The 23033-nt window shown below is 54.9% G+C and carries 24 protein-coding genes; 16 read left to right on the top strand and 8 right to left on the bottom strand.

Annotation, left to right across the window (positions count from 1 at the left end; genetic code table 11):
* Positions 1–272 precede the first annotated feature (272 nt).
* The 9 genes from L462_RS17975 (at position 273) to L462_RS17935 (ending at position 9351) form a co-directional block, all read left to right on the top strand.
* Positions 273–1493 (top strand): diguanylate phosphodiesterase, encoded by a 1221-nt coding sequence (locus tag L462_RS17975; RefSeq protein WP_032678000.1) that lies wholly within the window; start codon positions 273–275, stop codon positions 1491–1493.
* 188 nt (positions 1494–1681) lie between these two features.
* Positions 1682–2410 carry a MerR family transcriptional regulator gene (locus L462_RS17970; protein ID WP_020884367.1) on the top strand — a complete coding sequence of 243 codons (729 nt, stop codon included), beginning with the start codon at positions 1682–1684 and terminating at the stop codon, positions 2408–2410.
* Positions 2411–2722: 312 nt separating this feature from the next.
* Positions 2723–3091 (top strand): Fe-S cluster assembly scaffold SufA, encoded by a 369-nt coding sequence (gene sufA, locus L462_RS17965; protein ID WP_008500631.1) that lies wholly within the window; start codon positions 2723–2725, stop codon positions 3089–3091.
* Positions 3092–3099: 8 nt separating this feature from the next.
* Positions 3100–4590, top strand: coding sequence for a Fe-S cluster assembly protein SufB (sufB, locus tag L462_RS17960; RefSeq protein WP_020884366.1), 1491 nt, complete (start codon positions 3100–3102; stop codon positions 4588–4590).
* 9 nt (positions 4591–4599) lie between these two features.
* A complete protein-coding gene (gene sufC, locus L462_RS17955; RefSeq protein ID WP_020884365.1) occupies positions 4600–5346 on the top strand; it encodes a Fe-S cluster assembly ATPase SufC in 747 nt (248 codons plus the stop codon).
* Positions 5321–6592: a Fe-S cluster assembly protein SufD gene (sufD, locus tag L462_RS17950; protein WP_032678001.1), complete on the top strand. Its 1272-nt coding sequence runs from the start codon at positions 5321–5323 to the stop codon at positions 6590–6592. The genes sufC and sufD overlap by 26 nt, the downstream gene beginning before the upstream one ends.
* Positions 6589–7809 carry a cysteine desulfurase SufS gene (sufS, locus tag L462_RS17945; protein WP_032678002.1) on the top strand — a complete coding sequence of 407 codons (1221 nt, stop codon included), beginning with the start codon at positions 6589–6591 and terminating at the stop codon, positions 7807–7809. Before sufD ends, sufS begins: the two co-directional genes overlap by 4 nt.
* Positions 7810–7823: 14 nt before the next feature.
* On the top strand, positions 7824–8240 hold the full coding sequence (sufE, locus tag L462_RS17940; protein ID WP_025204370.1) for a cysteine desulfuration protein SufE: 417 nt from the start codon (positions 7824–7826) through the stop codon (positions 8238–8240).
* A gap of 97 nt (positions 8241–8337) precedes the next feature.
* The gene (locus L462_RS17935; RefSeq protein ID WP_020884361.1) at positions 8338–9351 is read left to right on the top strand and encodes a L,D-transpeptidase LdtE; all 1014 of its coding nucleotides are present in this window, start codon (positions 8338–8340) and stop codon (positions 9349–9351) included.
* 60 nt (positions 9352–9411) lie between these two features.
* Here L462_RS17935 and lpp read toward each other — a convergent pair whose 3' ends face one another.
* The 4 genes from lpp to L462_RS17915 form a co-directional block, all read right to left on the bottom strand.
* On the bottom strand, positions 9412–9648 hold the full coding sequence (gene lpp, locus L462_RS17930) for a murein lipoprotein Lpp (protein ID WP_001082307.1): 237 nt from the start codon (positions 9646–9648) through the stop codon (positions 9412–9414).
* 310 nt (positions 9649–9958) lie between these two features.
* Positions 9959–11371 (bottom strand): pyruvate kinase PykF, encoded by a 1413-nt coding sequence (gene pykF, locus L462_RS17925; RefSeq protein WP_014169744.1) that lies wholly within the window; start codon positions 11369–11371, stop codon positions 9959–9961.
* Between the two features lie 377 nt (positions 11372–11748).
* A complete protein-coding gene (locus L462_RS17920) occupies positions 11749–12894 on the bottom strand; it encodes a trans-sulfuration enzyme family protein (protein WP_032678003.1) in 1146 nt (381 codons plus the stop codon).
* 11 nt (positions 12895–12905) lie between these two features.
* Positions 12906–14276, bottom strand: coding sequence for a pyridoxal-phosphate dependent enzyme (locus L462_RS17915; RefSeq protein WP_032678004.1), 1371 nt, complete (start codon positions 14274–14276; stop codon positions 12906–12908).
* Positions 14277–14675: 399 nt separating this feature from the next.
* Here L462_RS17915 and L462_RS17910 point away from each other — a divergent pair, with 399 nt between their 5' ends.
* The 4 genes from L462_RS17910 (at position 14676) to fumD (ending at position 17518) form a co-directional block, all read left to right on the top strand.
* Positions 14676–15698, top strand: a complete 1023-nt coding sequence (locus L462_RS17910; RefSeq protein WP_020884357.1) for a methionine ABC transporter ATP-binding protein — start codon at positions 14676–14678, stop codon at positions 15696–15698.
* Positions 15691–16359, top strand: coding sequence for a methionine ABC transporter permease (locus L462_RS17905; protein ID WP_025204366.1), 669 nt, complete (start codon positions 15691–15693; stop codon positions 16357–16359). Before L462_RS17910 ends, L462_RS17905 begins: the two co-directional genes overlap by 8 nt.
* Before the next feature lie 28 nt (positions 16360–16387).
* Complete coding sequence (locus tag L462_RS17900) at positions 16388–17200, top strand: MetQ/NlpA family ABC transporter substrate-binding protein (protein WP_014169750.1); 813 nt, start codon at positions 16388–16390, stop codon at positions 17198–17200.
* Positions 17201–17308: 108 nt separating this feature from the next.
* A complete protein-coding gene (gene fumD / locus L462_RS17895; RefSeq protein ID WP_014831602.1) occupies positions 17309–17518 on the top strand; it encodes a fumarate hydratase FumD in 210 nt (69 codons plus the stop codon).
* Here the strand turns inward: fumD and L462_RS17890 are convergent.
* The 4 genes from L462_RS17890 to L462_RS17875 are packed head-to-tail and all read right to left on the bottom strand — an operon-like array spanning position 17499 to position 20562.
* Positions 17499–18185 (bottom strand): amino acid ABC transporter permease, encoded by a 687-nt coding sequence (locus L462_RS17890; protein WP_032678006.1) that lies wholly within the window; start codon positions 18183–18185, stop codon positions 17499–17501. The genes fumD and L462_RS17890 overlap by 20 nt on opposite strands.
* A complete protein-coding gene (locus L462_RS17885) occupies positions 18169–18915 on the bottom strand; it encodes an amino acid ABC transporter permease (protein ID WP_032678007.1) in 747 nt (248 codons plus the stop codon). Before L462_RS17885 ends, L462_RS17890 begins: the two co-directional genes overlap by 17 nt.
* Positions 18915–19730: an amino acid ABC transporter ATP-binding protein gene (locus L462_RS17880; RefSeq protein WP_014169754.1), complete on the bottom strand. Its 816-nt coding sequence runs from the start codon at positions 19728–19730 to the stop codon at positions 18915–18917. Before L462_RS17880 ends, L462_RS17885 begins: the two co-directional genes overlap by 1 nt.
* Position 19731: 1 nt before the next feature.
* Positions 19732–20562, bottom strand: coding sequence for an ABC transporter substrate-binding protein (locus tag L462_RS17875; protein WP_032678008.1), 831 nt, complete (start codon positions 20560–20562; stop codon positions 19732–19734).
* Between the two features lie 244 nt (positions 20563–20806).
* Between L462_RS17875 and L462_RS25310 the strand changes: the two genes are divergently transcribed.
* From L462_RS25310 to L462_RS17860, 3 genes are all read left to right on the top strand, one after another.
* Positions 20807–20974 carry a hypothetical protein gene (locus tag L462_RS25310; protein WP_014169756.1) on the top strand — a complete coding sequence of 56 codons (168 nt, stop codon included), beginning with the start codon at positions 20807–20809 and terminating at the stop codon, positions 20972–20974.
* 107 nt (positions 20975–21081) lie between these two features.
* Complete coding sequence (locus tag L462_RS17865) at positions 21082–22407, top strand: sensor histidine kinase (protein ID WP_032678009.1); 1326 nt, start codon at positions 21082–21084, stop codon at positions 22405–22407.
* Positions 22400–23011 carry a response regulator transcription factor gene (locus L462_RS17860; protein ID WP_032678010.1) on the top strand — a complete coding sequence of 204 codons (612 nt, stop codon included), beginning with the start codon at positions 22400–22402 and terminating at the stop codon, positions 23009–23011. Before L462_RS17865 ends, L462_RS17860 begins: the two co-directional genes overlap by 8 nt.
* Positions 23012–23033 lie beyond the last annotated feature (22 nt).

The following is a 23033-nucleotide window of genomic DNA, read 5'->3' on the forward strand; positions in this document are numbered from 1 at the left end:
CATAGAAAATGTACAATTTTTTAAAATAATTGTGATATATTTTATAAATTCTATGTTTATCAGGTAGTTGGGTCATGAGAATGAAGCGTTTCCGTTACAGAATATATTGTACAATACGCACGGTGATGGATAAGTTGTACAACGCAGGAAACGGATGCGTTAGGTGCCGTAAATGGTTGAGATGTAAATTATTTGTCACGTAATTAATATGCTATAACAGATGTTTACCGACGTGTTTTTGTGGCCAACCCCTAACCCCCTTCAGGATAAGCATGCTTACAACCATCATATACCGCAGTCATATCTGCGAGGACGTTCCAGTGAAAGCGCTGGAAAACATGGTAGCTGCTGCAAATAGTAAAAACCGGCAATCCAATGTCACGGGGATCTTGCTGTTTAACGGCACGCATTTTTTTCAGTTGCTCGAAGGCCCAGCGGAAAACGTTTCATCCATTTACGAGCAGATTTGCCAGGACACGCGCCACCATAACGTGGTGGAGCTGATGCGCGATCACGGCCCCTCCCGACGCTTCGGCAAGGTTGGCATGGAGCTTTTTGACTTGCGTCAGTTCGACAGGGAAGAGGTGCTTCAGCAGGTTCTCGACAAAGGCACCAGCAGGTATCAGCTGACATATAGCGATCGCGCCCTGCAGTTTTTCCGCACTTTCGTGGAGGCCACGGAGAAAGCCAACTACTTTGAACTGCCCCCTGCAGATGCCTGGGATTTTATCCCAGAAGAGACGCCTTTATCGGCGCAACCGGAGGTGGTGGCTAAAGGTGCGGATTGCAGCTTTGCGTTCCAGCCTATCGTGGATCCGTTTATGCAGCAGGTCGTCTCCTGGGAGGCCTTGATCCGCACGCCCACCGGTGAATCCCCCGGAACCTATTTTGCCCAAATTCCTCGTGAAGAGGTGTACGCCTCTGATTTGAAAAGCAAGCAGGTTGCGCTCTCCATGGCGAGCGCTCTGGGATTACAGGATCAGACATTATCCATTAACCTGCTGCCCATGACGCTGGTCAACGTGCCTGGCGCCGTGGATTTCCTGCTGACGGCCATTGACGCGAATGGCTTTGTGCCGGAGCAGATTGTGGTGGAATTCACCGAGAGCGAAGCGATTTCCCGTTTTGAAGAGTTTACCCATTCGGTCAGGCAGCTAAAAAGTGCCGGTATCAGCGTAACCATCGATCACTTTGGTGCCGGTTTTGCCGGTCTGCAGTTACTGGCGCAATTCCAGCCTGACAGAATTAAGATTAACCGCGATCTGGTCGCGAATGTGCACAACAGCGGCCCGCGGCAGGCCATCATTCAGGCGATTATCACCTGCTGTTCCTCGCTGGAGATCCAGTTCTGTGCCGTTGGCGTTGAGAAGCCTGAAGAGTGGATGTGGCTGGAGTCTGCAGGCATTTCCCAGTTCCAGGGGCATCTGTTTGCCAGCCCGCGTCACGGGGGAATTCCGGCGATCGCGTGGCCAGAGAAGAAGTTTGAATTTTGAGAAAGCTGTACATAAACCTGCAAGCTTGACTGTACGCGCGGCAAAATTTGTACAACAATACATTAACGGGTGAAGGAACTTGTATACCCTTCACCCGCTCAAAAAGAGGCCTTAGTTATACAAATGGTTTGTACAATCTGATAAGGTTGGTCTGGTTGGGTATGGAAGTTCTAAGCGTGAGGGAGTTAATGGCCTATTACAGTATCGGCGAAGTGGCCGAACGATGCGGTATCAACCCCGTTACGCTGCGTGCCTGGCAGCGCCGTTATGGATTGTTGAAGCCGCAGCGAAGCGAAGGGGGCCATCGTCAGTTTGACGATGAAGATATCCTGCGTATTGAAGAGATCAAACGCCTGATGAAAAGCGGCGTTTCGGTCGGCAAAGTCAAAGGCTTGCTGGAAAACAAAGAAGTGATGACTCAGGGTAACTGGGCATCAATCCAGGAAGAGATGATGACGGTTTTGCGTTATGCCAGCCCGGCAAAGCTGCGCGCCAAAATAGGCGAATTCCGCCGCGATCACGCGATGGATGCGCTTATCGATAATATTATTTCTCCCGTTCGTCAGCGAATGAATCAGGATCAAAATACGGTGCGTCATATGGCGAGCCTGCTTGACGGTGTGCTGATCGAGTTTGCTGTCGCAAGCCTGGCTGAGTCACGTAAGAAAGCCGGTAAAGATGCTCTGCTTATTGGCTGGGAGTGCGATGACCGCACCCACTTGTGGCTTGAGGCTGCGCGTCTGGCACAAAAGGGATGGCATATTGACGTGCTGGCCGACCCGATTGATTCCCCTCGTCCGGAGCTTTTTCCTGGGCAAAGAATTTTCGTCTGGACCGGTAAAGCGCCGACGCCGCGTCAGCAGGAACTGCTTGACCACTGGCGTGAACAGGGTTTTGTTGTTTCCTTTCATCATTAATTTTCGCAGGCCTTGAAGGCCTTTTTTTTGCTCGTCGTTCCCCTGGATAAAATCTATCTTAAAAATAGGTATTTCCGATGCATATTTTACTTTTCCCCTTTACTCCGCTTTTCTGATTCGATAACCCATTATTTTTCAAAGTATTGAACAATTAAATCCATCCCGCCCGCATCCGCTGACAGGGTCTATGCTTAATAAAAGTATGCAAAAAGGGCGATTTAGCCCAATGCCCCTGCTGACAGAGGGTTGAAGTGATAATCGTTATCACTAACATGGTGTTATGCCCTGGGGCTTATTAGATGAGGTGGACCTATGGAACTGCATTCAGAAACCTTCAATCCTGCCGACTTCGCCTGGCGTGGCTTAACGCTCACGCCAGCGGCGGCGGCACATATTCACGAACTGGTGGCGAAAAAGCCAGAGATCCTCGGCGTGCGCCTGGGGGTGAAACAGACCGGCTGCGCAGGATTCGGTTACGTGCTCGATACCGTCACAGAACCCGAGAAGGATGATCTGGTATTCGAAACTGACGGCGCAAAATTGTATGTCGCCCTGCAGGCCATGCCGTTTATTGACGGCACGGAAGTGGACTACGTACGTGAAGGTTTAAACCAGTTATTCAAATTTCATAACCCGAAAGCCCAGAACGAATGTGGGTGCGGCGAAAGCTTTGGGGTATAGGCGGTACTATGTCTCGTAATACTGAAGCAACGAGTGATGTTAACACCTGGAGCGGCGGCCACCTCAATTATAAAGAGGGGTTCTTTACCCAGCTGCAGACCGATGAACTGGCGAAAGGCATCAATGAAGATGTCGTCCGGGCGATCTCGGCCAAACGTAATGAACCTGAGTGGATGCTTGAGTTTCGTCTGAGCGCCTTCCGGGCCTGGCTGGAAATGGAAGAACCTCACTGGCTGAAAGCGCATTATGACAAGCTGAACTATCAGGATTACAGCTACTACTCTGCGCCATCCTGCGGGAGTTGCGACGACACCTGCGCCTCACAGCCTGGCGCGGTGCAGCAAACCGGTGCGGACAACAGCTTCCTGAGCAAAGAAGTGGAAGAGGCGTTTAACCAGCTGGGGGTGCCCGTTCGCGAAGGGAAAGAGGTGGCGGTGGACGCCATTTTTGACTCCGTCTCAGTGGCGACAACCTACCGTGAAAAACTGGCAGAGCAGGGGATTATTTTCTGCTCCTTCGGCGAAGCGATTCACGAGCACCCTGAGCTGGTGAAAAAGTACATCGGCACCGTGGTGCCGAGTAACGATAACTTTTTTGCCGCGCTTAACGCGGCGGTAGCGTCTGATGGCACCTTTATCTACGTGCCAAAAGGCGTTCGCTGCCCGATGGAGTTGTCGACCTATTTCCGCATCAACGCGGAAAAAACCGGTCAGTTCGAACGCACCATTCTGGTGGCCGATGAAGGCAGCTACGTCAGTTACATTGAAGGCTGCTCCGCACCGGTCCGTGACAGCTACCAGCTTCACGCCGCGGTGGTTGAAGTCATCATCCATAAAGATGCCGAGGTAAAATACTCCACGGTGCAGAACTGGTTCCCGGGCGATGGCAACACCGGGGGTATTCTGAACTTCGTGACCAAGCGTGCGCTGTGCGAAGGCGAAAACAGCAAAATGTCCTGGACCCAGTCGGAAACCGGCTCTGCGATCACCTGGAAATACCCGAGCTGTATTCTGCGTGGGGATAACTCGATCGGTGAGTTCTACTCCGTGGCGCTGACCAGCGGCCATCAGCAGGCAGATACGGGTACCAAGATGATCCACATCGGTAAAAACACCCGGTCGACCATTATTTCCAAAGGCATCTCCGCCGGGCACAGTCAGAACAGCTATCGTGGGCTGGTCAAAATCATGCCGACGGCCACCAATGCCCGAAACTTTACCCAGTGTGACTCAATGTTAATTGGCGCAGACTGCGGGGCACACACCTTCCCGTACGTTGAATGCCGTAACAATACCGCCCAGCTTGAGCACGAGGCGACGACGTCACGTATTGGGGAAGATCAGCTCTTCTACTGCCTGCAGCGCGGGATCAGTGAGGAGGATGCCATCTCAATGATTGTGAACGGCTTCTGTAAGGATGTGTTCTCTGAACTGCCGCTGGAATTTGCCGTTGAAGCCCAGAAACTCCTCGCCATTAGTCTTGAACACAGCGTCGGTTAAGGAAAGCACATGTTAAGTATTAAAGATTTACAGGTTAGCGTGGAAGACAAAGAGATCCTGCGTGGTCTCAATTTTGACGTCAAACCGGGTGAAGTCCACGCCATTATGGGGCCCAATGGCTCCGGGAAAAGTACGCTCTCCGCGACGCTGGCAGGACGCGAAGATTACGAAGTGACCCACGGGTCGGTCGAGTTTAACGGCAAAGATTTGCTGGAGATGTCGGTGGAAGAGCGGGCCGGTGAAGGTATCTTTATGGCCTTCCAGTATCCGGTGGAGATCCCGGGGGTGAGTAACCAGTTCTTTCTGCAAACGGCGCTGAACGCGGTACGTAAATATCGCGGACTGGAGGCGCTGGACCGCTTTGATTTCCAGGACCTGATGGAAGAGAAGATTAAGCTGCTGAAAATGCCGGAAGACCTGCTGACCCGCTCGGTCAACGTCGGTTTTTCAGGCGGTGAGAAAAAGCGTAACGACATTCTGCAGATGGCGGTCCTTGAGCCTGAACTGTGCATTCTGGATGAAACCGACTCCGGTCTGGATATCGATGCCCTGAAGATTGTCGCTGACGGGGTGAACTCCCTGCGCGACGGCAAACGCGCGTTCATCATCGTCACTCACTACCAGCGTATTCTGGATTACATCAAGCCGGATTACGTCCATGTGCTTTACCAGGGGCGTATTGTGAAATCCGGTGATTTCACGCTGGTTAAACAACTGGAGGAGCAGGGTTATGGCTGGCTTACCGAACAGCAGTAATGCGCTCCAGCAGTGGCACCGTCTGTTTGAAGCGCAGGGCAATACGCGCTCGGAACAGGCGCAACAGCACCTGCAGCAGATGCTGCGTCTCGGTTTGCCGTCACGCAAGCAGGAGAACTGGAAATACACGCCGCTTGATGGCCTGCTGAACGGCGAGTTTGTCACCCGCCTGGCAGACATCAGCCCGGCGCAGCGCGATGCCCTGGCATTGAGCGTGGATGCCGTGCGTCTGGTCTTCGTCGATGGTCAGTTCCGCCCTGAGCTGAGTGACAGCACCCAGGACAGTGGGTTTGAGATTGCCATTAACGATGACCGTCAGAGCCTGAGCACCCCGGTACAGCCCGAGGTCTTCCTGCATCTCACCGAGAGCCTGGCGCGGAGCGTGACGCATATTCACGTTAAGCGTAACCAGCGTGCGGTAAAACCACTGCTGCTGATGCACATCACTCAGGGAGCAGACGGCGACGAGATCAACACTGCTCATTACCGCCACCACCTTGAGCTGGCGGAAGGGGCGGAGGCCACGGTGATTGAGCATTACGTCAGTCTCAACGATACCCGGCACTTTACCGGGGCGCGTTTGACAATGCATGTTGCCGCCAATGCCCAGCTTCACCATATCAAACTGGCGTTTGAAAACCCGCAGAGCCACCACTTTGCGCATAACGACATGCTGCTTGGACAAGATGCCGCGGCATACAGCCACAGCTTTTTGCTGGGCGGCGCGGTACTGCGCCATAACACCAGCACGCAGCTTAACGGCGAGAATACAACGCTTCGCATCAACAGCCTGGCGATGCCGGTTAAAACGCAAGTGTGCGATACACGCACCTGGCTTGAGCACAACAAAGGCTACTGTAACAGTCGCCAACTGCACAAAACCATAGTCAGCGACAAAGGGCGGGCGGTGTTTAACGGCCTGATTAACGTGGCGCAGCACGCGATTAAAACCGACGGGCAGATGACCAACAACAACCTGCTGTTAGGACGCCTGGCGGAAGTGGACACCAAACCACAGCTTGAAATCTATGCCGATGACGTGAAGTGCAGCCATGGCGCGACGGTCGGGCGAATTGATGACGAACAGATGTTCTATTTACGCTCCCGCGGTATCGACCAGCAGGCGGCGCAGCAAATGATCATCTATGCGTTTGCCGCTGAACTGACGGAAGCGCTGCACGATGGCCTGTTAAAACAGCAGGTGCTGGTCCGTATCGGGCAGCGTCTGCCTGGAGGCGAAGCATGAGTTTTCCCGTAGAGAAAGTACGGGCAGATTTTCCGGTTCTGACCCGTGAAGTGAACGGTCTGCCCCTGGCGTATCTGGACAGTGCGGCCAGCGCGCAGAAACCGAATCAGGTGATCGAAGCGGAAGCGGAATTCTACCGCCACGGTTATGCCGCCGTGCACCGGGGGATCCACACCCTGAGTGCGGAGGCGACCCAGCGTATGGAAAATGTGCGTACCCAAATCGCCACTTTCCTCAATGCACGCTCGCCAGAGGAACTGGTGTTTGTGCGTGGTACCACTGAGGGGATCAACCTTGTTGCCAACAGCTGGGGCAACGCGCAGGTCCACGCGGGGGATAACATCATCATCACCCAGATGGAGCACCATGCCAATATCGTACCGTGGCAGATGCTCTGTGAGCGTGTCGGCGCGCAACTGAGGGTGATCCCATTGAACGTTGATGGCACCCTGCAGCTTGGGCAACTTGACGCGTTGCTGGATGCGCGTACGCGGCTGGTGGCCGTGACCCAGGTTTCTAACGTGCTGGGAACCGAGAACCCGGTGGCAGCGATTATTGAGAAAGCCCACCAGGCCGGCGCGAAGGTGCTGATTGATGGTGCGCAGGCGGTCATGCACCACGCGGTCGACGTCCAGGCGCTGGACTGCGATTTCTACGTCTTCTCCGGGCACAAGCTCTATGGGCCGACCGGGATTGGCGTGCTGTACGTGAAAGAAGATATTCTGCAGGCGATGCCACCGTGGGAAGGGGGCGGCTCGATGATCGCGACCGTCAGTCTGTCGGAAGGGACCACCTACGCACGCGCGCCGTGGCGCTTTGAAGCTGGCACGCCGAATACCGGCGGGATTATCGGGCTGGGGGCAGCCATCTCCTATGTTACGTCTGTTGGCCTTGACGCGATTCAGGAGTACGAACACCTGCTGATGCACTACGCGCTGCAGGAGCTTGCCAGCGTACCGGCGCTAACCCTGTATGGCCCGGCGGACCGCCAGGGGGTGATTGCGTTCAATCTGGGTAAACACCATGCATACGATGTGGGCAGTTTCCTCGATAATTACGGCGTGGCCGTTCGCACCGGACACCACTGTGCTATGCCGTTGATGGCGTTTTACCAGGTGCCGGCGATGTGCCGCGCATCGCTGGTGATGTACAACACAACGGAAGAGGTCGACAGGCTGGTGGCGGGGCTTAAACGCATTCACCAGTTGCTGGGCTAACGGAGAGGCGAAAGATGGCAGATTTGCCGGATAAAGAAAAATTACTGCGTAACTTCGGGCGTTGCGCAAACTGGGAAGAGAAGTACCTCTATATCATTGAACTGGGCCAGCGTTTACCGCCGCTCAGCGAAGAGGCACACAACCCGGAAAATATTATTCAGGGCTGTCAGAGCCAGGTCTGGATTGTGATGGAGCAGACGCGCGACGGCGTGATCGAATTACAGGGCGACAGCGATGCCGCTATTGTGAAAGGGCTTATTGCGGTGGTATTTATTCTCTATCACCAGATGTCAGCGCAGGATATTGTCGCTTTTGATGTCCGCCCGTGGTTTGAAAAAATGGCCCTGACCCAACACCTCACCCCGTCCCGTTCCCAGGGGCTGGAAGCGATGATTCGCGCCATCCGCGCCAAAGCTGCAATCCTTAGCTAGACTTACAGAACAGCATTCATTCTGTTTCGCGAGGTGGTTCCCGCCTCGCTGGTTTTTCAGCTTTCTGGCATCCGGCCAGTGAATAAGGAATCTCAGCATGAAGCGCGCGTCTCTAATAACTCTATTACTCCTGGGTTCGCTCGGTGCTCTTAATTCGGCCCGCGCGATGGATTACCCGTTGCCGCCCGCAGGCAGCCGTCTGATTGGGCAAAATCAAACCTACACGATACAGGAAGGGGATAATAAACTTCAGACCATCGCTCGCCGGTTTAATACTGCCGCACAGCTTATCCTTGAAGCCAATAATACTATTGCGCCGGTAAACCCTGCGCCGGGGACAGTGATCACGATCCCTTCGCAGATGCTGTTGCCCGACACGCCCCGTGAGGGGATTGTCGTGAACCTGGCGGAGCTGCGGCTTTACTACTTCCCGCCGGGCGAAAACATTGTTCAGGTTTTCCCGCTCGGCATTGGGCAACTGGGGCTGGAAACGCCGGTCACCACCACCCGGGTCAGCCAGAAGATCCCTAATCCTACCTGGACCCCAACACCGGGCATCAGAGCGCGCTCTCTGGAGCAGGGCATTAAATTGCCGCCCGTGGTCCCGGCCGGGCCAAATAACCCGCTAGGACGCTTTGCATTGCGTTTAGGCGTGGGTCACGGGGAATACCTGATCCACGGCACCAGTGCGCCGGACAGCGTCGGCCTGCGGGTCAGCTCTGGCTGTATGCGCATGAACGCGCCGGATATCAAAGCGCTGTTTGAGCAGGTGCGGGTCGGCACGCGGGTGCAAATCATTAATGAGCCGGTGAAGTTCTCCGTTGAGCCTGACGGTAAACGCTATATTGAAGTGCATCGTCCGCTGGCGCAGGTTGAGGGTGAAAACCCCCAGATGACACCCATTTCGCATTCCGCAGACTTTGCGACGTTTGTCTCGCAGTCAGGAAGTGATAAAGCGCTTATCGATAAAGCCTTGTCACGCCGCGCGGGGATCCCGGTAGCCGTGTCGGCCGATAACGGCGCGTCAGCGCGTCAGAACGTATTGTCAGTACAAAACAGTCGGACATCCGCTGCGGTCGCGGAAGATGACGGTGAGAAGGTGACGCAGTAGGGGTTTGACGAAGACAAAAAAAATGGCGCACAATGTGCGCCATTTTATTAACAGGTACTATTACTTACGGTATTTAGTAGCCTGGTTGTCCAGACGCTGGTTAGCGCGAGCTGCGTCGTCTTTAGCAGCCTGAACGTCGGAACGCATTGCGTTCACGTCGTTGCTCAGCTGGTCAACTTTAGCGTTCAGAGTCTGAACGTCAGAAGACAGCTGATCGATTTTAGCGTTGCTGGAGCAACCAGCCAGCAGAGTAGAACCCAGGATTACCGCGCCCAGTACCAGTTTAGTACGATTCATTATTAATACCCTCTAGATTGAGTTAATCTCCATGTAGCGTTACAAGTATTACACAAAGTTTTTTAGGTTGAGAATATTTTTTTGATGGGAATACGCCTATTTTTGATCGTTCGCTCAAAGAAGCATCGAATCGGCCCTTTTTTGGCAAAAAGCTCTGTAAAAAAAGGCATTTTTCATCGGATTCATCTTAGATAATTCGCAATTAAATAGAGAAACCCGATTTGCTTTTTGAATGACTTTGGCTAATGCATGAAATAAAAAAAGCGTCCCGGAGGACGCTTTTTATGAAAATTAATTCGTTCGGGAATTATTACAGCACGTGAACAGATGCTGTGTTGGTGGTTCCGCTTGGTACCAGCGCACCAGAAACCATGACCACAACGTCGCCTTTCTGTGCCAGGCCGCTTTCCAGCGCCAGCGCTTTACCCTGAATGTAGAAATCGTCGGTAGACGCGATTTCTTTCACCAGATGCGCAACCACGCCTTTGCTCAGCACCAACTGACGGGCAGTGGTTTCGTTGGTGGTCAGCGCCAGGATCGTCGCGTCCGGGAAGTATTTACGGACTGCGCGAGCAGATTTACCGCCCTGGGTGGCAACCACAATCAGAGGCGCTTCCAGTTTCTCAGCGGTTTCTACCGCACCGCGGCAGACTGCTTCGGTAATACGCAGTTTGCGGCTGTCGTTGTTGAAGTCCAGACGGCTGGTCATCACGCGGTCAGTACGTTCGCAAATGGTCGCCATGATGCCAACGGCTTCCAGCGGGTATTTACCTTTCGCGGATTCGCCGGACAGCATGACTGCATCGGTACCGTCGAGGATGGCGTTCGCCACGTCGCCAGCTTCTGCGCGGGTTGGGCGTGGGTTTTTGATCATGGAGTCCAGCATCTGCGTTGCGGTGATAACCACTTTACGCGCGCGAACACACTTCTCGATCATCATCTTCTGCGCGAAGATAACTTCTTCAACCGGGATTTCAACACCCAGGTCACCACGTGCAACCATGATGCCGTCTGACGCTTCGAGGATTTCGTCGAAGTTGTTCAGGCCTTCCTGGTTTTCGATTTTGGAGATGATCTGGATCTTCTCGCCACCGTGCGCTTTCAGGTGCTCACGGATTTCAACCACGTCGGAACGTTTACGGATGAAGGATGCCGCAACGAAGTCGACGCCTTGCTCGCAACCGAAGATCAGGTCTTGTTTGTCTTTTTCAGCCAGGGCTGGCAGCGCGATGGAAACGCCTGGCAGGTTAACGCCTTTGTTTTCACCCAGGTCGCCGTTGTTCAGCACTTTACAGATAACCTTGTTACCTTCGATGGCGGTCACTTCCATGCCGATCAGACCATCGTCTACCAGCACGGTGTTGCCAACGGACAGGTCGCTGGTGAAACCTTCATAGGTGACCGCAACGATTTCGTTGTTACCGACAACAGTCTTGTCAGTGGTGAAGGTGAAGGTCTGGCCCGCTTTCAGAGAGACGTCGTTACCGCCTTCCAGTTTGATGGTGCGGATTTCTGGACCTTTGGTATCCAGCAGGATGGCTGCTTTTTTACCGGTCTTGCTCATCACGTTGCGCAAGTTCTGAATACGCTGACCGTGTTCAGCATAGTCACCGTGGGAGAAGTTCAGACGCATAACGTTCATGCCGGCGTCCAGCATTTTGCTCAGCATCTCTTCAGATTCGGTTTTCGGGCCGATAGTACAAACAATTTTCGTCTTTTTCATGACAGTCTTAGTCTTTAAGTTGGGAAGGATATGGAAATCTCGCTCCGGGGGCGCACCGCCGCGGAGTCAAACCTGTGTTGCAAAAGAGTATATGACACGCACTAAGGATAGGAGACATCAAATGAGCGTGCAGAAGAAAGTGTGCCTGAGTGACAGCCCAACGAAGGAGAGGAGTAGTTGTACGTTGTTTTTTGTATTCCAAGCGCTGAAACCATTCACCAGGGATTAGGCGCGCATTATACGCTGATTTTAAGATAAAAGGAAAATGAAAACAGCGTTTCAAAAATAATCTGTGCAGATCCACATGAGATTGTTATCAAGGCGTTAAGGTTAGATGACATCTTATCGCGGCAGGTGCGTGACCTGCCGCGTTTTGCTTAGTTTTTCAGCGCCTGGCTGAGGTCGGCAATCAGGTCTTTGGCATCTTCAATGCCCACGGACAGGCGAATCAGCTGCGGTACGATGCCGTTGGCCAGCCGCTGCTCAAGCGGAATCGAAGCGTGAGTCATGCTGTAAGGCTGGCTGACCAGACTTTCCACGCCACCCAGGCTTTCGGCGAGGGTGAATAATTTCAGTGTGCGGATCACCTCTGTGGCCCGTTGCGCATCACCTTTCACCACCAGAGAAATCATGCCGCCCGGCAGCGCCATCTGCGTGCGGGCAAGCGAATATTGCGGGTGTGATTCCAGCCCCGGATAAAATACCTTTTCGACCTGCGGTTGTTGTTCCAGCCATTGCGCAATGGCCAGCGCGTTGGTGCTGTGTTTTTCTACCCGCAGCGACAGCGTACGAATACCGCGCAGCGTCAGGAAGCTGCTAAACGGATCCAGTACACCGCCGACTGCGTTCTGCAGGTAGGCAAGCTTGTCCGCCAGCGCGGCGTTATCCCCCACAACTGCCAGTCCGGCGACCACGTCCGAGTGACCATTCAGGTATTTGGTGGCAGAGTGCACGACGATGTCGAAACCCGTTTCCAGCGGGCGATGGATGACGGGCGATGCGAAGGTATTATCGGCCACGCTGATGACGTGATGACGACGGGCGATGTCGGCGATAGCCGCCAGATCCGCCAGTTTAAGCAACGGATTGGTTGGCGTTTCAACCCATACCATCCGCGTATCCGGCCGAATGGCGGCTTCAAGACCGGCCAAATCGTCCGGCTTGACCCAGCTCACCTGCAGGCCGGTGCTACGTTTGCGCACGTTTTCAATCAGGCGCCAGGTCCCGCCGTAGACATCGTCAATGGCGACGATATGGCTGTCTTTGTCCAGCAGTTCAAGCACGGTAGAGATGGCGGCGAGGCCGGAAGCGAAGGCATAGCCGCGGGTCCCGCCTTCCAGTTCGGCGATGGCGGTTTCCAGCGCATGGCGGGTCGGGTTGCCGCTGCGCGAATATTCATAGCCGGTGTGCTCGCCAGGTGACGGTTGCGCAAACGTGGAGGTGGCGTAAATCGGGGGCATGACCGCGCCATGCCGATCGTTAAACTCACCGCTGTGTACGCTCAGGGTTGCCAGATTTTTCATCATGTATTCCTTTATTGCTGAAGACGGTTGCGCCAGGCGGTAAGAACATCGCTGCGCGTAATCAGGCCCAGGAAGCGGTCATTGTCATTAATGACCGCCACCAGACCGCGATCGAAAATGGCGTTCAGGGCGCTTTCCGGGGCGTTTTTATCGAGGAACTCCACCTGACGGGTCATTGCCGCGGTCACGGGAAGCGAGAAGCGGTCGCCATCGCCACCGATATGGCGCAGAAGATCCCACTCGTCGATGATGCCCACGACCTGACCGTTCTCCAGGACCGGCAGCTGGGAGATGTCATACAAACGCATCCGCGCCAGTACGGCGGAGAGGGTGTCATCCGGCGCGGCGGTGACGGTTGCGCCTTCATCGTGGCGCAGGGCAATGTAGTCGGAGAGATCGCCAGCCTGCGGCCGGGAGATCAAACCCTGCTGGCGCATCCAGTCATCGTTGAACATCTTTGAGAGATATTTGTTGCCACTGTCGCAGGCGAAGGTCACAACCCGTTTCGGGGTGGTCTGTGCCTGGCAATATTTCAGCGCAGCCGCCAGCAGGGTGCCGCTGGAGGAGCCTGCCAGGATGCCTTCCGTTTTCAGCAGCTCGCGGGCGGTGGTGAAAGCTTCGCGATCGGTGATGCGCCAGGCACGATTCACCCCTTCGATGTGTGCCAGCGGAGGAATAAAGTCTTCACCAATCCCCTCCACCAGCCACGAGCCCGCATCCTGATAGCGTCCCGTTTCTACCTGATCGGCCAGGACCGAACCGGCCGGGTCGGCCAGCACAAATTCAGTCTGCGGTGAGTGCTCAGCGAACCACGCCTGAAGCCCACCCAGCGTCCCGCCAGATCCCACGCCGACGACGATGGCGTCAATCTTACCGTCAAGCTGTTCATACAGTTCAGGCGCGGTGGTAGTGCGGTGCGCCAGCGGGTTGGCTTCGTTATTAAACTGATCGATGTAATACGCCCCCGGCAGTTCATTCGCCAGACGTTGCGCGTAATCCTGATAGTAGGCAGGGTGGCCCTTATTGACATCGGAGCGGGTCAGTACCACCTGAGCCCCCAGTGCCCGCAAGTGGAAAATCTTCTCGCGGCTCATTTTGTCTGGCACCACCAGGATCAGCGAATAGCCCTTCTGCGCGGCGATCAAGGCCAGGCCAAGACCGGTATTTCCCGCCGTCGCCTCAATAATGGTACCGCCTGGCTGGAGCTGGCCGTTACGCTCCGCTTCGTTAATCATCGACAGTGCAACGCGGTCTTTAATCGAACCGCCCGGGTTTTGGTTTTCCAGCTTCAGAAACAACGAGCAGAGACCGGTATCAAGCTTATGCAGCTGGATAAGCGGGGTGTGGCCAATCAGTTCGGTGACGGAGTGGTAAATCGTCATGGTGTTTTCCTTTCAGGAGGTCATGACAGGATGATAGGGCGGGGAAATTAACCCCTTAAAGAATCCTTCACTCCGTTTTAGAACAGAAAAGAATATAAATGCCGTTTTTGGATGGAGGGATAGCAAGACGTAAAGTGCTCTGGATGTGAGGATGGCTATATCAGTCAAAAATGCTGCAAAATTAACCGTTTTCATCAGGTGATGAACCGCTGATATGCACATGCCAGATAATCATTTCTGAAATTGGTCTAAATGCCTGCCGGCGCGAAAACCGCTATTTATTCCTGCAAGTTATAACAAATTCCTTTTTGTTCATTTAAAAGGTGATAACGCCTGTTTACTATCATTTGGACATCCATACTGCTAAACCGCCATGCGCGGGACGGATTACACATAAGAATGATTGTACTCAGCAATATTTCGAAGGTTTTTGACAACGGGAAGGTTGCACTCACTGCCGTTGATAACGTCAATTTGACGATAGAGCAGGGGCAGATATACGGCATTATCGGTTACAGCGGCGCGGGTAAAAGTACTCTTATTCGTTTGCTGAATGGACTGGAAAAACCCACTCGCGGCAGTGTGACCATCAACGGACAGGACATTTCTGCCGCAAAGGGCGAAGCACTGCGCCAGGCGCGTCTGAAGATCAGCATGGTCTTCCAGCACTTCAATCTGCTTTGGTCGCGCACGGTGAGTGAGAATATCGCGTTCTCAATGCAAATCGCCGGTGTGCCAAAAGCCAACATTAAGGCCCGCGTGGCCGAACTGGTCGATCTCGTTGGGCTGAAGGGACGCGAGAACGCCTATCCCTCGCAGCTGAGTGGCGGGCAAAAACAGCGTGTGGGGATTGCGCGTGCATTGGCCAATAACCCCGACGTATTGCTTTGCGATGAAGCCACGTCAGCCCTCGATCCGCAGACCACCGATCAAATCCTCGATCTGCTCCTGGACATTAACCGCCGCTTCAGGCTGACCATCGTGCTGATCACGCACGAGATGCACGTGGTGCGCAAAATTTGCGACCGCGTGGCGGTGATGGAGAACGGCAAAGTGGTGGAAGAGGGGGAGGTGCTGAGCGTCTTTACCCGTCCGCAGCAGCCTATCACTCAGCAGTTCGTCCGCCAGGTGAGCCAGTATGCCGAGGAAGAGACGTTTAATACGGAGCTGGCAGCTGACCTTGAAGGTAGCGTCATCAGGTTGACCTTTACGGGCCACAGCACCCATAAGCCGATCGTGGGCGAGCTGACTCTGCGCTACGGCCTGCCGTTTAACATTCTGCACGGAAAAATGACCCAAACGGCCCACGGCGTATTTGGGCAACTCTGGGTACATGTCGTGGCATCGGATGAACAACTGAGCAATATCCTCGCCGACCTGAAGCACAGCGATATTGAAGGCGAGGTAATTAAACATGGCTGAGACGCTTTTTCCTCATCTGAAGTGGGAGCAACTCTGGGCGGCGACGCTGGAAACGCTGTACATGACTGCCCTTTCCGGCGTGGCAACCTTTGTTCTTGGGATCGTCCTTGGCCTGGCGCTGTTTTTAACCGCGCGCGGCGGGTTGTTCCACAACCGCGCGGTCTACAGCGTGATTTCAATTGTGGTGAACGTGTTTCGTTCTATCCCGTTCATCATTCTGATTGTGCTGTTGATCCCGTTCACGAAAACCCTTGTCGGCACCATTCTTGGCGCCAACGCGGCGCTGCCGGCTCTGATTGTCGGTGCGGCACCGTTCTACGCTCGCCTGGTCGAAATTGCCCTGCGTGAAGTGGACAAGGGGGTTATTGAAGCCACGCGCTCAATGGGCGCACGGCTGAGCACCCTGGTGTTTCGGGTTTTACTGCCGGAGTCATCACCTGCACTGGTATCAGGTATTACGGTCACGCTGATTGCGCTGGTGAGTTACAGCGCCATGGCGGGGGTGATTGGCGCAGGCGGTTTGGGAAATCTGGCTTATCTGGAAGGATTCCAGCGCAACCATGGCGACGTCACGCTGGTGGCGACGGTGACCATTCTGATCATCGTTTTCATTATCCAGTTCTGCGGCGACGTCCTGACCTCACTGTTAGATAAACGATAATCTCTAATAACACACAGGAACCATCATCATGAAAAAAACACTGACACTGATCGCCGCAGCAACCCTGAGCGCCCTGAGCTTTGCCACCTGGGCTGATACCCTGACCGTGGGGGCATCCAACACGCCGCACGCCGAAATTCTGGAGCAGGCGAAGCCTATCCTGGCGAAGCAGGGTATCGATCTGGAGATCAAACCTTTCCAGGACTACATTCTGCCCAACACCGCGCTGGCGGGTCATGATATTGACGCTAACTATTTCCAGCATATTCCTTACCTGAACAGCGTGCTGAAAGATCACGCCGGTGATAAGGATTATGATTTTGTCAGCGCGGGCGCGATCCACATCGAGCCAATCGGGATCTACTCCAAAAAATACAAATCCCTGAAAGATTTGCCGCAGGGCGGCAAAATCATCATGCGTGATGCTGTATCTGAAGAGGGCCGCATTCTCTCTATCTTCGAAAAAGAGGGGGTGATCAAACTGAAGCCGGGCATCGACAAAGTGACCGCGCGTATCAGCGATATCGTGGAAAACCCGAAAAAACTGCAGTTCACGCCTAACGTGGAAGCCTCTCTGCTGCCACAGATGTACAACAACGACGAAGGTGACGCGGTCGTGATTAACGCCAACTACGCGATTGATGCGGGCCTTGATCCTGTACATGACCCGATTGCGGTAGAGAGTGGTGAAAATAACCCGTATGCCAATATCATTACCGTGCATCGTGGTGACGAGAAGAAGAAAGATATCGTCGCGCTGGTGAACGTTCTGCACTCCAAAGCGATCCAGGACTGGATCCGCACCAAATACAAAGGCGCAGTGATCCCGGTAAACAACTAATTTATTGATTTTACGAATGAAGCCCGGCGGGACTCTCGCCGGGCTTGTTTTTTGTATCCGGGCGATGAATCATTTAAGCTGAGAGTTTAGGGCAATGGAGTGATGACGATGGGTAATGTGACCAAAGACGAAGCGCTGTATCAGGAGATGTGTCGTGTGGTCGGGAAGGTCGTTCTGGAGATGCGTGATTTGGGGCAGGAGCCGAAGCATATTGTCATTGCGGGGGTGCTGCGTACGGCGCTGGCGAACCAGCGCGTAAAACGTAGCGAGTTAACCACCCAGGCGATGGAAACCGTGGTCAAAGCGCTGGCCGGTTGAAGCGCCAGCGTTTCGCAAGCTGCTCAAGGGAGCAGCAGAGCAGGTAGTAGACCACACCCGTAAAGATAAAAATGGCTGCCGGGTAAATTTGCACCCGGTTGTTCACCTGGCCGGCCACCGTGGTGAGCTCAGGGACATTCACAATAAACGCCAGCGACGTATCCTTCAGCAGGCTGATAAAAATCCCCACCAGTGACGGCAGAATATTGCGCAGCGCCTGCGGCAGCAGCACGCCCGACAGCGTTTGCCGGGTACTGAAACCCTGAGACAGGGCGGCCTCGTACTGCCCTGACGGTAAGGCGCTGAGTCCGGCCAGTACTGAATGCATAACCGAGGCCGCGGTAAACCAGGCCAGGGCCAGCGTGACGGTGAGCGCCCCCGGGAGATCGCCGCCGGTGATGAGCGGCAGCAGATACCACATCCAGAAAATCACAAAGATTAGCGGGATCCCGCGAATTAATTCCGCCCATACAAAGAGCGCCTTGCGCACAAGCCCCGTAAAACGCCAGGCCAGGCACGCGAGAGCAATTCCACCGGGCAGGGCGAGAGCCGCCGCGCCCAGCGCCATCAGCAATGAGAGCAAGACCCCGCCAGGCTCACCAACCGCCGCACGTCCCCAGAGCAGGTAATCCAGGTTATCGGTAATGACATTAAGTCCGGCAAGCATGGTTTCTCCTCCCTGAGATTGGGCCGAGGCGCACCAGTACCGCCCCCATCAGCATACCGGTAAGCAGGTACAGGACGGTGCCGACGGTAAACGCCTCCAGCGCATGGGCGTTGTAGCTTTCAATCTGTCTCACCTGATAGGTCAATTCGGCAAAGCCAATGCCGCTGGCGAGCGATGAGAGTTTCATCAGATTGAGATACTGCCCGACAACGGGTTGCCAGGCGTTGGCCAGCCCTTGCGGCAGAAGGATGTAACGAAACAAGCGCCACGCGGAAAATCCTTGTGCGAGCGCCGCTTCCCGTTGCCCGGCAGGGACTGAACGTAGTCCCGATGCCACTTCCTCAATCAAGAAAGCCGAGGTGAATACGCCTAACCCCCATGCAGAACATAAAAACTCGGGGGTAAACCACCAGACGTCACCGGGCAAAACGGACCAGCGGTGATCCGCATTCACGGCATCCCGGAACGCCTGTGGTAACCCGTTCCAGGCGGCAAAATACCAGAACAGCAGTTGCACCAGCAGCGGCGTATTGCGAAACAGCGACACCCAGCTACTGACGACTACGTTCCCGACACGTCCACCCGTCAGGCGAAGAAGCAGAAAAAGCAGCGCGAGCAGGGTTGCCAGCAGCATCCCCGCGAGCGTCACCCACAGGGTGGTGAGAAATCCGGATACGATCCACTGCAGGGGCTGTCCGGTCAGCACGCCCTGCCAGTCAAGTGCGGGCATTAGAGATGCTCCTGATGCAGCGGATTCAGGACTTTTTGCAGGAATCGCTGAGCGCGTGGGTGCGACGGTTGCCTGAAAAATTGCTCCGGTGGCGCGGTTTCAAGAACGTGCCCGGCGTCGATAAACACAATCCGGTCGGCAATTTCCCGGGCAAATTGCATCTCATGCGTCACCACAATCATGGTGATCCCGCTGTGCGCAAGCGCCTTCATCACGAACAGCACTTCGCCAATCATCTCCGGGTCAAGCGCGGAGGTCGGCTCATCGAACAGAATGATTTGCGGTGAAGAGGCCAGCGCGCGGGCAATCGCCACGCGCTGTTGCTGACCGCCGGAAAGTTCGGCAGGGAAATGGTGTGCTTTTTCCAGCATCCCCACTTTTTCCAGCAGTGCCAGCGCCCGCGCCTGAGCTGGCTGGGCCTTCCAGCCGTGAACATGCTCCAGCGCCAGAGTGATGTTTTGACTGGCGGTGAGGTGGGCGTAAAGATTGAACTGCTGAAACACAAACCCGACGCGGCTGCGTAACTGACGCAGCGCGGTACCGGAGAGCCGTCCGGTGGGTTTGTTATCGATCAGGATCTCGCCACCGCTCAGGGTTTCAAGCTGATTGATAAGCCGGATCAGGGTGGATTTACCGGAACCCGAAGGCCCGAGAATGGCCACCACTTCACCTGGCGTGATGGTGAGGTTAATGCCCTTTAAGACCTGATGGTTACCGTAATGTTTCTGTACATCTCGAAACTCGACGCTGGCGTGTTCCAGATGTGAAAAATCCGCGGCACCGGCCGCGGAGTGTGAAAAAAGCGCTGAGAGCATATTACTGAGCTTCTATTTTAAAGGCACGAGGCTGTGGGGAGGGGGTATCCGGACCGAACCAGACGTCATAGATTTTTGCCGCCTGACCGTTCTTCTCAAGGTTAACAAGCTCGTCGTTGACGGCTTTCAGCAGTGCGGTTTCGCCTTTTTTTACCCCCACGCCAATCTCTTCTTTGCTGAGCAGATCGGGCAGGATTTTGAAGTTCGCCTTGTCCGGCGCCTGCGCCAGCAGACCGGCCAGAATCGTACTGTCCTGAGTGATAGCCTGCACGTTACCGTTGCGCAGGGCCGTCAGCGCCAGCGGAATATCGTCATAAGAGAGCACGCGGGCGTGCGGGAAACGCTGGTGCAGCGCCTGCTCACCCGTTGTGCCTTTTACCGCGCCAATGCGCGCCCGGCTATAGGCCTCAAGCGTATCGGCAGCTTTTACCGGTACCAGGAACTGCTGGCCGGTCACGAAATAGGGAAGGGAGAAATCAACCACCTGCGCCCGTTCCGGGGTAATGGTGATATCTGCCACAATCAAATCCGCCTTACCGGACTGCAGGAGGGGAATGCGGTTAGCGGGGTTGGTGGCGACCAGTTCAAGCTTCACGCCAAGTGCACTGGCGAGCGCTCTGGCGAAATCGACGTCGTAGCCGACAATCTCATGGGTCTTTGCATCGATGGAGCCAAACGGCGGATTGGCATCAAAGGTGGCAACTTTGACCACGCCTGCGGCTTTAATATCCGCCAGTTGATCGGCCTGCACCTGCATCGAGAACAGACCGCCTACCGCCAGTAAGCCCAGCACCAGTGTCCTTTTTTTAAACCCTTTCGTGTTTGCTGCCATAGTGATTGTTCATCCCGTTGTTTTTGTTTTACCCCGTTACGCTCCCATAAGCGAAAGCTCTCGCCAAATAAGAAATCGTTCTTTGCTATTAGCAAAAAAGCATTAGTGAACAAGGTGTTAATGGTGAGTAAAAGAATGGAGGGCTATTTGCAAATCCTGCACATCGACAGTGGATTTTGGTATTTCCCCTGTGCGGGTGTTGGGTGTTTAACTTAGGACAAGTGAAGCGAGAGGGGGAAAGACGATGAAAAAGTGGATAAACACGTTACGGCGGTTTTTTGCGACCCGACCAGCGAATGCGGAGAACAGCGCGCAACGTGTTCTTGAGTCCGTACTGCCTGTCGCCAGCCTGTATGGCGTGGACGTTGCCAACATTGATCCGGAGTGGTTCCATGATAAAACGTCACGCTGAACTGCGCCGCACGCGCGAAATGTACTGGAATGAGCTGTGCGAAATTTTGTTCTGACAACGGTTAACTGCTAATGTCGGCAGGATGAATCTCCTGACCCGTTAATGGAATGAATAACACTCTTTTCAGGCGCACGATTATTGTCTGGCTGCTGGCGTGCCTCATCAGCGGCGTTTTGCTCTATGCCGAACAGATCCGCCGCCAGTTCTGGGAACGCGATCGTGAGTTTTCGACACGCTATTCCACCCTTAGCGCCGTGCTGACGCAAAATGAATCTGTTTTGCCGTTACTCAACGGTGAGGAAGACCTCGCGGCTCTGCGCAAAAAATTCCCGCACATCCTCGCCCTTGAGAAAACCTCAGGCCGTGCGCTGAACGCTGCCCGTGTGGAATCGACCCGCGATTGTCAGTACTGGCTGTATAATCCCTGGCGTCAGATCCGCGTACTTATCGATCTTGCGCCGCTGCTCAGCACCCAACATACCTTTGATGCACTTGCCATTCGCTTCAATGACGCAGATAACGCGCCCCCTGCCGGGGCTTTCTGGCACTGGCAGCGGACCTTCACGCAACCCACACAACCTTTTACCCTTATGGCCACGGCAAAGCCGCACTGGCTGGCCGTCTCCTGGTGGGTATATCCGTTCCTGTTCTTCGGCTGGGCAGTGCTTATCGCCGCGGCCAGCCTGCTGCTCTGGCAACGGCGGCAGCGCCAGCACGCCGAACAGCGCGCACACTATTACCAGCATGCAAGGCTCAACACCCTGGGAGAGATCACCGCTGGGATCGTGCATGAGATTAACCAGCCGCTGACTGCCGTTCAGACCTGGATCCAGGGTGCTCAGCGCCAGCAACAGCAGGCGAATCCGCAGGCCGTATCGCAAGCGCTGGCTGCCGCGCTGGTACAAACCCAGCGTATCAGCGCGCTCTTAACCCGCTTTCGCGAACATGTGGTTCAGGAAAAAGTCACCTTGCGCGACATCGATCTGAAACCGTGCTGGCAGCAGGTGGTCGATCTCCTGGAACATGAACGCCGCTCTGAGCATATCGCGGTGAGCCATGCGTTCGCGGCAGGTGCCACGCGGGTTCTGGCAGACCGACTCTGGCTTGAACAGGTGCTGCATAATCTGCTCAGTAATGCCATTCAGGCCCAGCAAGAGTGCGCGCAAGGGTGGGTGAAAATAACCAGCGAGAAACGGGAAAACTGGATTTATATCACCCTCACCGATGGCGGACCTGGCTTTAGCCCGGAGGCCTTGCAGAACGCCTTTATGCCGTTTTACAGCGGGCGGACGGAAGGAATAGGGCTGGGAATGACGTTAACGGAGTCGTTGATGACGCGCATGAACGGATCAATTACGCTGGGCAATGCGGCCCAGGGCGGGGCGCAGGTCCGGTTACAACTGGCGAGTGGAGAGGTAAATACGCGTGGATAACACAGTCTGGCTGGTTGATGACGATGAATCCATCCGTGAGTCGCTGGCCTTCTTACTCTCGGGAATGGGCTGGCAGGTCAATGGGTTTGAAAGCGTTGACGCGTTTACGTCAGCGCACGGTGGGCGCGCGGCGCTCGTCGGCTGTCTGCTGCTGGATATGCGCATGCCGGGAAAAGGCGGGCTGACCTGGCTGGAGGAGGGCAAATGGCCCTGGCCGCTGTTGCCGGTTATCGTCATGACCGGACACGGCACCGTTGATGCCTGCCGCCGCGCCTTTCGCAATGGCGTCTTTGAGTTTTTCACCAAGCCGCTGGATGCCGATAAGCTCATTGAAACGGTGGGGCTCGCCTTCGAAGAGAGCCAGAGACGACTGACCCGCTGGCAGGAAACGTCGCGGATTAAAGCGCGTTTCGAACAACTGACGGCGCGTGAGCACGAGGTGCTGGCGGTGCTGATGGAAGGATGCAGCAATAAAGAGGTGGCCCTGCAGCTGAACCTCTCGCCCAGAACGGTTGAAGCGCACCGGGCCGCGGCGTTCGCCAAGCTTGGCGTGACCAGCCTGGTGCAGGCAATCCGCGATTACGACAAATTACAATCCGTATAACTACCAGGATAATTGCGTAATC

The organism is Enterobacter sp. BIDMC 26 (assembly GCF_000534435.1).
Lineage (GTDB): Bacteria > Pseudomonadota > Gammaproteobacteria > Enterobacterales > Enterobacteriaceae > Enterobacter > Enterobacter ludwigii.